This window comes from Streptomyces sp. NPDC055506, from assembly GCF_053643595.1.
Window position 1 is genome coordinate 21,068 of the sequence record NZ_JBSHKH010000098.1, and the last position, 10,512, is coordinate 31,579.

Below are 10,512 nucleotides of genomic sequence, written 5' to 3' on the forward strand. Positions count from 1 at the left end.
AGTGCAAAAACTACTCCGAACCCACGATCGAAGCAAAACCGCAGGTCAGAACGGATTGTCAGTGCCATACCTCACGATGGGTCACATACGGCACTCCCTGGGAGGAGCCGCCGTCACACGACGACAGGAGGTTCGTCATGGCCAGCTACCACGCAGCAGCCGCCCGCCGGCGCCGCGCCACCGGCCCTGCCCCCTCACTGACCGGACCGGCGAGCGACGTACACCCCGTGCTGCGCCGGGCCACGGCCCCGCCCGCCGCCCTCGACCTGCTCGCCCAGGCCCGCTCCGGTCTCGACGAGGCCACCACCCTGGGCACACCGAACGAGCGCTACGCGACGGCCCACCTCGCCGCCCTCCGCACCGCCGCCGCCGTCCTCGCCGCCCGGGGGAGGCCCGAGACCTCGACCCGGGCCCGGACCAAGATCCGGAGCGCCTGGGAAGTTCTCCCCGAGATCGCGCCCGAACTGACCGAGTGGAGCGCGCTGTTCGCCGCGGGTGCCCGGCGCCGGGCCCGCGCCGAGGCGGGCATCCAGGGCGCCGCGAGCGTCCGGGACGCCGACGACCTGATACGGGACGTGGCGATGTTCCTCCGCCTCGTCGAGCGCATGCTCGTCCTCCAGCCGGTCCTCCCGCAACCGCGCCCGGACCAGGACCGGCCGGAGGATCCCGGTGCGGGGAGGGACATGCCGGACGCGGGCTGACCCGGAGGCCGGCGCCCCGGATCCGCCCGGCCGGCACCGGCTCGGGCCATGGCGGGACCGCTCATGCGGCCCGCCGTGTCCGAGGCAATAGGGTGGGAGACGCCTGAAGTCTTCCCTCCCCGCAGCCGGGGCCGGGGGAGGCGCCCCGTTCGCTCCGCCGCGCAAGAGGCGGTGCCGCGCCGAGGAGTCAACTGCCGTGTCGGACCCGATGCGCCCACCCGTCTCCCACCACCACGCTGAACCGGCGTCGCTGCGTTCCGGCCCTTCCCGGTCTCGCGCCTCGCTTCGCACGGCCGTGGTCTGGGAGGTCCTCCAGGAGGCCCTGGAACGCCGGGTGAAGGCCACGGGCCGGGAGTCGCTGGACGTCCTCGACACCGGAGGCGGCAGCGGCAACTTCGCGGTGCCCGCCGCCCGCCTCGGCCACCGGGTCACCGTCGTCGACCCCAGCCCCAACGCGCTGTTCGCCCTGGAGCGCCGCGCCGCCGAAGCCGGTGTCGCCGACCGGGTGAAGGGCGTGCAGGGCGACGCCCACGGCCTCTTCGACGTGGCCGAGCGCGGCGGCTACGACGTGGTGCTGTGCCACGGCGTCCTGGAGTACGTGGACGACCCCGCCGAGGGCGTCCGCAACGCGGTGGCCGCCCTGCGCCCGGAGGGCGTCCTGAGCCTGCTCGCCGCCGGTCTCGGGGGTGCCGTGCTCGCCCGCGCCCTCGCCGGTCACTTCAAGGAGGCCAAGCAGGCGCTCGACGACCCGAACGGCCGATGGGGCACGGGTGACCCGGTGCCGCGCCGCTTCACCGCCGAGCAGCTCAAGGGGCTCGTCGAGGGCGCGGGCATGCGCGTCGGCGCCGTGCACGGCGTGCGGGTCTTCGCCGACCTCGTGCCCGGCGTCCTCGTGGACACCGAGCCCGGAGCCCTGGAAGCGCTGCTGAAGCTGGAGGAGGCCGCGGCCGAGCTGTCGGCCTTCCACTCGGTGGCCACGCAACTGCATGTGCTGGGTGAGACAGGTGGTGAGACCGGTGGGGCCGCTGAGACCGGCGGGGCCGGCGAGACCGGTGGGGCGGTCGAGGCCTGAGCCGCTTCGTGAGGTACCACCCCTGATCAGCGCCTTGACTGTGCATGGAGTACGCCACAGGCCCCCCGAATGGGGGCTTGGCGCCGTATGATCGAGGGAGACCGGTCCGGCATGACGGGTCGGCCGCCGGGGAATGGAAGCCTCAGCGAGCCGGGACGTCCATGGCGGGTTCCGGTTGGTCAGTTGGCGCAGAGGGGCGGGTTTCACGGGGGCGATTCCCTGCCTATCCTGAAGAGACCCCCCGGGTCGCCCCCGGCGACTGCACGATGAGGAGGACTCCGTGCCGCTCTCGGAGCACGAGCAGCGCATGCTCGAGCAGATGGAGCGAGCGCTGTACGCCGAAGATCCCAAGTTCGCGACGGCGCTCGAGGGAAGCGGACTGCGTACGTACACCCGGCGACGGGTCTACCAGGCGGTCGCGGGCTTCCTCGTAGGTATTGCGCTCCTCATGGCCGGTATGGTCGCCAAGCAGGTCTGGCTCAGCGTCGTGGGCTTCCTCGTCATGCTGGGCTGTGCGGTGCTCGCCGTGACCGGCTGGCGCAAGGCCCCCAAGCCGGGCGAACAGGCGGCAGGCGCCGCCGGACCGCAAGCCCGCCGCCAGGGCGGCCGGCAGAAGCGCTCCATGATGGACCGCATCGAGCAGCGCTGGCAGAAGCGCCGCGACGAACAGGGCGGCCACTAGCCCGGAGCACAGCTCTCCGGGACTACGCGAAGACGTGAGTCAGGGGGTGACCACCGACTTGGTGGTCACCCCCTGACTCATGCCGTATGCCGTATCCCGTAATGCCGGGTGCCGTGGGACCAGCGGGTTCAGCCCTGCTGCCCGGACGCCTTCCGCCACGTCGGCCGCATCGCCAGGACGCGATCCCGGACCCCCGACCACCAGGCCGACACCGTCCACAGCACGCGCACCGTGGAGCGTGGTGCGAGGACCGCGCGGAGCCTGGCGCCCCTGCCGACCGCGGCGCTCAGACCCGCTGTCGCGCGGCGGACGTCGTCCGCGATGCCCGCCGTCGGGCGGGGCCGGGGCGCGTACAGGACCTGTTCCACCGCGTTCGCCACCCGGTGCACCGAGGCCGCGGCCGTGGCATCGAGCCCGCCCAGTTCGACGATGCGGGCAGCCGCCCTGCGCGGGGTCTGCGACTCGTCCGGCGTGATCCCGAAGTCCCACGCGGTGTCGGTCAGCTCCTGCCAGACGGCCAGCGTGTGCGGCGCCGCGTCCGCCTCGCCCCGGCCATGGGCCCCCAGCCGGACCGTGCGCGTTCTCAGGCGCCGCAGCATCGGGGCCAGCGGGAGCGCCAGGACGGCGAGGCCGGCCAGGGCCCAGACCAGGAGCGCGTACCACTTCGGGCCGTCGTCGTCCGTGGGCAGCGTCGCCTGCGGCGACTCGCTCGCACACCCGCCGTCCAGCTTCTTCTGCTCCGGAGTGCAGCTCTCGCTCGCCGAGGGCGTCGCGGAGGGCGCGGCGGACGACGTCTCGGTCGGGCGCGCGGGGTCCGGCACCGAGCTGCCCGGGGCGTCCGGCAGCGTGTACGACGGCATCGAGCCGCGGTTGGGAGTGGGCTCGAAGCGGGTCCAGCCCACGCCCTCGAAGTACAGCTCGGGCCAGGCGTGCGCGTCCCGCAGCCCCACCGACACCGAGCCGTCCGCCTGCGGGGAACCGGGCGCGAAGCCCACCGCGACCCGGGCCGGTATGTCCAGGGAGCGGGCCATCGCCGCCATCGCGAAGGAGAAGTGCACGCAGAAGCCCTGCTTGTCCTTCAGGAAGCGGGCGATCGCCTGCGAGCCGCTGCCGACCTGCACCTGGGTGTCGTACTCGAAGCCGCCGGTCACGGCGAACCAGTCCTGGAGCTTGACCGCCTGGTCGTACGGGTTGGCCGCGCCCTCGGTGACCTTGCGGGCCGTGCTCGCCACCACCGAGGGCAGCGAGTCGGGCAGCTTGGTGAAGTCGCGCTCGATGGACGCCGGCGGCCGCGGCGCGGAGGCCAGCTGCTCCGCCGTCGGCTGCACGTCCAGGCTCTTGACCTGGTACGTCAGGCCTCGGGTGTTCTGGCCGTGGTCGCCGACCAGCGTCATGCCCAGCGGCTCGTAGCGCCAGTTGCCCCGGATGTTCACCCCGCTCGGCGGATACGGCATGGGCAGCCAGTCCTGGGCGTACCAGTCGGCCGCGGAGATCGTGGTGTCGACCTCCGTGCGCTTCACGTCCGGGCCGAGTCCGACCGGGGTCGGGAACGTGCCGTCGGGCAGGGCGGTGATCGACCGCCGGGACGGCTTCCAGGTGGTGCCGTCGAAGTCGTCCAGGGACACGATCCGCAGATACAGGTCCGAGACGTCGGGCATCTTGGTCTTCACGGAAAGGACCTGCTGGTCCTCGTCGGCGTTCAGGCTGTCCCGCAGCGACACCAGCGGGTTCACGGCGGAGATCGTGCCGCCGCCGCCCGTGCCGGAGCCGGTGCCGGCACCCACCGAGTCCAGCAGGCCGCCGTTCATCGCGGGCAGGCCGAGCGGCACCACCAGGGCGATGCCCAGCGCGACCACGCCGATGCGCCGGCCGGTGCGGACCGGGGCGACCGCGCCGCTCTGCTCCCCGCCGGCCGTGCGCGAGGACCCGCCGAAGACCCGGCCCCACTGGGAGAGCCGGTCCCGCCCCTCGGCCAGGAGCAGCATCAGATAGCCGGCCGCCGCGACCAGGAACCACAGCCAGTCCGTGCCCCCGTCGGACAGCCCCGCCGCCACGGAGTACAGCGCGAGCAGCGGCAGCCCGGCCGGGGCGGCGCTGCGGAAGGTCACCGCGAGGGTGTCCACCAGCAGCCCGATGATCAGGACCCCGCCGATGAGCATCAGACGTATGCCGTCGGACTCCAGGGGGGCCGGGATCGCGTACCGCGCGATGTCGTCCCCGCCCTGCCGGAGCAGCAGCGCGAAGCGGTCGAGGGCTTCCGGCCCCGGGACCAGACCGGCGATGGCCTGTTCACGGACGAACACGAACGTCAGCAGGAACACCGTGACCACGGCCTGCGCCGCGACCGTCAGCGGCCGGGCCAGCGGCACCCTGCGGGCCGCGGCACCTACGCCCGCCTGCACACCCAGCAGGAAGGCCGCCTGCACGATCCAGGTGGCCGGTTTGACGAGGGGCAGCAGGGCGCACGCGGCCATCAGCGTGGCCGCCCACGCGCCGAGCGTCAGTCGTATCCGCCCGCTCATCACGGTCCCTCCCCGCCGCCGGCCGCGGCCACGCCCCTGCGCTCCCGGTCCGCCTGTCGCCACAGGTCGTCCAGGGAAGCCCCCCGTGGCACGCCCAGAGTCGTCCAGCCCGCCTCGCGCAGCATGCGCAGCCGCTCCCCGCTCCCGTCCAACGGACCGGGCACGTCACTCGGTTCCCGCATCCAGGTCTCGCTGTCCAGCACGAAGGCGACCGCGCCTGAGCTGCGCTGCCGCATCCTGGCCACCACGGCCGCCTGTTCCTCGTCCAGGTCGCCGAGGAAGGCCACCAGCAGCCCCTCGTTCCCTCCGCGCAGCACGTCGTAGGCCCGGGACAGGCCCGCGCCGTCGGAGTGGTCGATCACCGCGAGGGTGTCCATCATCAGCCCGGCCGCGTCCGCCGACCCCTGGCTCGCGCCCGCGAAGCCGTCCCCGCCCTCGCCGGGCACCGCGTCGCCGGTGTCGGTCAACAGCCGTACGGAGAAGCCCCGTTCGAGCATGTGCACCAGCACGGACGCGGCGCCCGCCACGGCCCACTCGAAGGCCGCGTCCGGGCCCGCGCCCTGGAAGGCGATGCCCCGGGTGTCGAGCAGCACCGTGCAGCGGGCGCGCTGCGGCTGTTCCTCGCGGCGCACCATCAACTCGCCGTAGCGGGCCGTGGAGCGCCAGTGCACGCGGCGCAGATCGTCGCCGTAGCGGTATCCGCGCGGGATCACGTCGTCCTCGCCGGCCAGCGCGAGCGAGCGCTGCCGTCCGTCGCCGTACCCCTTCGCCTCACCGCTGAGGCGCACCGGTGCCAGCGGCTCCACGCGCGGGATCACCGTCAGGTTGTCGTACGTCGAGAACGACCGGGTCAGTTCGCACATGCCGAACGGGTCGGTCAGGCGCAGCTGGAGCGGGCCCAGCGGGTAGCGGCCGCGCAGGTCGGAGCGCACCCGGTAGGACACCTCGCGCCGGCCGCCCGCCTCCACCCGGTCCAGCACGAACCGCGGCCGGGGCCCGAGCACGTACGGCACCCGGTCCTGGAGCATCAGCAGGCCCGTGGGCAGCCGCGAGACGTTGTCCATCCGCAGGTGGACCCGGGCCTCGCTGCCGGCGGGCACGCGCGCGGGGGAGAGCCGGCGGCTGCCCGCGACCCGGTAGCGCGTGCGGTACAGGACCGTCGCGCACACCAGCGGCAGCACCGCCAGCAGCAGGCCTACGCGCAGCAGGTCGCTCTGCCCGAGCACGTAGCTGCAGACGGCGGCCGCGACTCCGGCGGCCAGGAAGGAGCGTCCGCGGGTGGTCAGACCGGCCAGGGCGGTGCGGATGCCGCCCTTCTCGTCCTGGCCGGCCTCCGCGTGCCCCGTCCCCGCGGTGGTCATCACAGCCTCCGCGGCGGCTGCTGGGGATACGCCGGCACCCCGCGGCCCAGGCCGCCCAAGCCGCTCTGCTGCTGCGGCGCCGCGGGTACCGGTGTGCGCTGCAGGATCTCCTCGACGACCTGCTCGGCGGTGCGGCGGTTGAGCTGGGCCTGGGCGGTGGGCAGCAGGCGGTGGGCCAGGACGGCGACGGCCAGGGCCTGCACGTCGTCCGGCAGCGCGTACTCCCGGCCGCTGAGGGCCGCGGACGCCTTCGCCGCGCGCAGCAGGTGCAGCGTCGCGCGCGGGGAGGCGCCCAGTCTGAGGTCGGGGTGCGTGCGCGTGGCGCCGACCAGGTCCACCACGTAGCGCCGGACCGGCTCGGCGACGTGCACGCCGCGCACCGCCTCGATCAGCTTGAGGATCTCGTGCGCGTGGGCCACGGGCTGGAGGTCCTCCAGCGGCGAGACGCCGCCGTGCACGTCCAGCATCTGCAACTCGGCCTCGGCGCTGGGGTATCCGACCGAGACCCGGGCCATGAAACGGTCGCGCTGGGCCTCCGGGAGCGGATAGGTGCCCTCCATCTCGACCGGGTTCTGCGTCGCCACCACCATGAAGGGGCTCGGCAGCTCGTAGCTGCTGCCGTCGATGGTGACCTGGCGCTCCTCCATCGACTCCAGGAGCGCGGACTGCGTCTTGGGCGAGGCGCGGTTGATCTCGTCGCCGATCACGACCTGCGCGAAGATCGCGCCCGGCTTGAACTCGAAGTCACGGCGCTGCTGGTCCCAGATGGACACACCGGTGATGTCCGACGGCAGCAGGTCGGGCGTGAACTGGATGCGCCGCACCGAGCAGTCGATGGACCGCGCCAGCGCCTTGGCCAGCATCGTCTTGCCGACTCCCGGGACGTCCTCGATCAGCAGATGTCCCTCGGCGAGCAGTACGGTCAGCGAGAGCCGTACGACCTCGGGCTTGCCCTCGATCACGCCTTCCACCGACTCCCGCACCCGCTCCACCACGGCGGTCAGATCAGTGAGGCTCGCTCGATCGTCATAGGTCGTCACCCGGCCCTCCTCGGCCTTTCCCTTGCTCCCAGGGAGCACGGGATACCCCATTTTCCCGGACCGACGCCGCATGACGCGCGCCGGCCCACCCCGAATCACGGACCCCACGCGTGAAACGCTCAGCGTGACGTCACTCCCGCATTCTTGCTGCCGTTACCGTTTCGTGTCACTCGACTGTGGATAACTGGCCGCGATATGTCGGCCTTGCGACCTTTTCGAACGTGTGACTGACAGGATTTCGACAGCTGCGGCGGGCCGGCTCCGGGGTGTGGCCGGGGTGGGTGACCAGGTCAGGAGGCGGGGTCGATCTCCCGCAGCAGGCCGGTCCCGACGTCGTAGACGAATCCGCGGACGTCGTCGGTGTGCGGCAGGAACGGCGAGGTGCGCACGCGCCGCATCGACTGCCGTACGTCCTGGTCGACGTCCTGGAAGGACTCCACCGCCCAGGCCGGGCGCTGGCCGACCTCGGCCTCCAGCTCGCCCCGGAAGTCCTCGGTGAGGGTCTCCATGCCGCAGCCGGTGTGGTGGACGAGGACGACGCTGCGCGTCCCCAGCTTGCGCTGGCTGATGGCGAGGGAGCGGATCACGTCGTCGGTGACAACGCCGCCGGCGTTGCGGATCGTGTGGCAGTCGCCGAGTTCGAGACCGAGCGTGGAGAGCGGGTCGAGACGGGCGTCCATGCAGGCCACGACGGCCACGTGCAGGGCGGGCGCGGCGGCCATCCCGGCGTGGCCGAAGTCGGCGGCGTACCGGGTGTTGGCTTCGACGATCCGGTCGGTGACCGTGCCACCTCCGGCTGTGGCGCTCTCCGAACCCGTGGGAACTGATGCAGAAGTCGTCATAACCATGACGGTACTGGTCACGACTGTTCCGGGCTCGCTGTGAGAGAGGACAAAGAACGCCATCGGGCCTTGTAGTGAGGTAACCCACAAGGGTGGTGCGCCTGCCGGTCGCGACGCGCAGGCCGGTTGATTGACCGGGAGACACCGTGGACTAAAGTGACGCGAAGCGGGAGGCGAGACTCTCCCCGCTGGACTGATTTCCCCGGAGACCCGGCGACGCCCGGCGATCTCCCCACGTGCGCGGCGCGTACGTACGGCTCGGCCTCCTCCCGCTCCCGGTCGGCTGACGCTTCCGGCGCCGGTCGGCCTCCCCTTCGGCAGCGGGCGGGGACCCGGCGGTGCGTGGGCCCGTGCCGGATCTGAGAGGCCCAGGATCAATGGGGCGCGAAGCGCATTCGAATGAGGGTGGCGGTGGGCGACGGGAGGGACAGAGTCGACACGTCCCGGTGATGCTCCAGCGGTGCCTGGACCTGCTGGCACCCGCCCTGGAGGGCCCGGACCCGGTGGTCGTCGACTGCACCCTCGGCCTCGGCGGCCACAGCGAGGCGCTGCTCGAGCGGTTCCCCGAGGCCCGGCTCGTCGCCCTGGACCGCGACAAGGAGGCCCTGCGCCTGTCAGGCGAGCGCCTCGCGTCCTACGGGGAGCGCGCCACCCTCGTCCACGCGGTGTACGACGAACTGCCCGAGGTGCTGGACAAGCTCGGCATCGCGCGCGTGCAGGGCGTTCTCTTCGACCTGGGCGTCTCCTCCATGCAGCTCGACGAGGCCGACCGCGGCTTCGCCTACGCCCAGGACGCCCCGCTCGACATGCGGATGGACCAGACGACCGGCGCCAGTGCCGCCGAGGTCCTCAACACGTACCCGCCGGGCGAACTCGTCCGCATCCTCCGGGCGTACGGCGAGGAGAAGCAGGCCAAGCGGATCGTCGCCGCGGTGGTGCGCGAGCGCGAGAAGGAGCCGTTCAGCAACAGCGCGCGGCTGGTCGAACTGATCCGGGACGCTCTGCCGCAGGCCGCCAAGCGCACCGGCGGCAATCCGGCCAAGCGCACCTTCCAGGCCCTGCGCATCGAGGTCAACGGCGAGCTCTCGGTCCTGGAGCGGGCGATCCCGGCCGCCGTGAAGGCGCTCGGCGTGGGCGGGCGGATCGCCGTGCTGTCGTACCACTCGCTGGAGGACCGGCTGGTCAAGCAGGTGTTCGCGGCGGGCGCCGCCACCACCGCGCCGCCCGGACTGCCCGTCGTGCCCGAGCGTTACCAGCCGCGGCTCAAGCTGCTCACGCGCGGTGCCGAACTCCCCACGGAAGAGGAGATCGCCGAGAACCGGCGGGCGGCACCGGCGCGGCTGCGCGGGGCGCAGCGCATCAGAGAGGACGTCGAGTGAGCCACGTGCAGGGCGGCCGGGTGTTCCGGACCCGAGGGAGCGTGAGTGAGCAGTAAACCCGAACTGAAGGGGAGGGCGGCCCGTCTCGCGCGGCTCTTCCCGACCGGCACCGCGCGGGCGGCCCGCATGCCGTTCGTGCTCCTCGTGGTCCTCCTCCTCGGCGGCGGTCTCATCGGCCTCCTGGTGCTGAACTCGGCCCTCAGCGAAGGCGCGTTCCAGCTCGACGACCTCCAGCGCGAGACCAAGAGCCTCACCGACGAGGAACAGGCCCTCCAGCGGGACATCGACGCCTACTCCGCCCCCGAGGCCCTCCAGCGCCGCGCTCGCGAGCTCGGCATGGTGCCCGGCGGCGACCCCGCCTTCCTCGAGCGCGACGGCACCGTCAAGGGCGTCCCCAGCGCCGCCCCGGGCGCCTGGCAGAGTGCCGCGCACATCCCCCTCGTCCTCGCCCCCGAGGCCATGCCCAACGGCCCCGCCCCGACCCCCGGCAGGTGACGGAAGTGTCCGACAGGGAACCCCCGCGCCGCCGCGTACCGGGCCTCGCCGGGCCCGCCTGCCCCTGTGTTCCCGGCGCTCGTCCGGCCCTTGGCACGGTCTCCGCTCGCGCGCTCGCGGCGGCTCGGTCCGTGGGCCGGGTGGCTCGGGTGTGCGCCGGGCGGTCCCCGCTGTGCCATGGCGGCGGCCTTAACAGGGCTGTCGGCCTTGATGTCCCGCGCCGGCGCCTCGTCGCGGGCGTGGCCGGGCCGGGCTGCCCCCGTGATCCCGGCGCTCGTCAGGCTCTTGGCGCGGTGTCCGTTCGTGGGCTCGCGGCGGCTCGGTCTGTGGGTCGGGTGGCTCGGGTGTGCGTCGGGCGGTCCGCGCTGTGCCATGGCGGCGGCCTTAACAGGGCTGTCGGCCTTGATGTCCCGCGCCG

9 protein-coding genes are annotated in these 10,512 nt (G+C 73.0%); 5 read left to right on the forward strand and 4 right to left on the reverse strand.

Features of this window, described 5'->3' with window-relative positions; all coding sequences use genetic code 11:
- The first annotated feature begins 137 nt into the window (after positions 1–137).
- The 3 genes from ACWIF2_RS29405 to ACWIF2_RS29415 all read left to right on the forward strand — a co-directional run bounded on the left by ACWIF2_RS29405 (position 138) and on the right by ACWIF2_RS29415 (position 2,455).
- A complete protein-coding gene (locus tag ACWIF2_RS29405; protein WP_454363789.1) occupies positions 138–701 on the forward strand; it encodes an SAV_6107 family HEPN domain-containing protein in 564 nt (187 codons plus the stop codon).
- Between the two features lie 196 nt (positions 702–897).
- Positions 898–1,773, forward strand: a complete 876-nt coding sequence (locus tag ACWIF2_RS29410; protein WP_454363790.1) for a methyltransferase — start codon at positions 898–900, stop codon at positions 1,771–1,773.
- Between the two features lie 280 nt (positions 1,774–2,053).
- Positions 2,054–2,455: a DUF3040 domain-containing protein gene (locus ACWIF2_RS29415; RefSeq protein WP_184596525.1), complete on the forward strand. Its 402-nt coding sequence runs from the start codon at positions 2,054–2,056 to the stop codon at positions 2,453–2,455.
- A 128-nt stretch (positions 2,456–2,583) separates the two neighbouring features.
- Here ACWIF2_RS29415 and ACWIF2_RS29420 read toward each other — a convergent pair whose 3' ends face one another.
- The 4 genes from ACWIF2_RS29420 to ACWIF2_RS29435 all read right to left on the reverse strand — a co-directional run bounded on the left by ACWIF2_RS29420 (position 2,584) and on the right by ACWIF2_RS29435 (position 8,283).
- The gene (locus ACWIF2_RS29420) at positions 2,584–4,977 is read right to left on the reverse strand and encodes a transglutaminase TgpA family protein (protein WP_454363791.1); all 2,394 of its coding nucleotides are present in this window, start codon (positions 4,975–4,977) and stop codon (positions 2,584–2,586) included.
- Complete coding sequence (locus ACWIF2_RS29425; protein ID WP_454363792.1) at positions 4,977–6,338, reverse strand: DUF58 domain-containing protein; 1,362 nt, start codon at positions 6,336–6,338, stop codon at positions 4,977–4,979. Before ACWIF2_RS29425 ends, ACWIF2_RS29420 begins: the two co-directional genes overlap by 1 nt.
- On the reverse strand, positions 6,338–7,378 hold the full coding sequence (locus ACWIF2_RS29430; protein WP_454363793.1) for an AAA family ATPase: 1,041 nt from the start codon (positions 7,376–7,378) through the stop codon (positions 6,338–6,340). Before ACWIF2_RS29430 ends, ACWIF2_RS29425 begins: the two co-directional genes overlap by 1 nt.
- 290 nt (positions 7,379–7,668) lie before the next feature.
- Positions 7,669–8,283 carry a beta-class carbonic anhydrase gene (locus ACWIF2_RS29435; protein ID WP_454363794.1) on the reverse strand — a complete coding sequence of 205 codons (615 nt, stop codon included), beginning with the start codon at positions 8,281–8,283 and terminating at the stop codon, positions 7,669–7,671.
- Positions 8,284–8,597: 314 nt separating this feature from the next.
- Here ACWIF2_RS29435 and rsmH point away from each other — a divergent pair, with 314 nt between their 5' ends.
- Positions 8,598–9,599, forward strand: a complete 1,002-nt coding sequence (gene rsmH / locus ACWIF2_RS29440; RefSeq protein ID WP_454363795.1) for a 16S rRNA (cytosine(1402)-N(4))-methyltransferase RsmH — start codon at positions 8,598–8,600, stop codon at positions 9,597–9,599.
- Positions 9,600–9,644: 45 nt separating this feature from the next.
- The gene (locus ACWIF2_RS29445; RefSeq protein ID WP_382499112.1) at positions 9,645–10,094 is read left to right on the forward strand and encodes a septum formation initiator family protein; all 450 of its coding nucleotides are present in this window, start codon (positions 9,645–9,647) and stop codon (positions 10,092–10,094) included.
- The last annotated feature ends 418 nt before the right edge of the window (positions 10,095–10,512 follow it).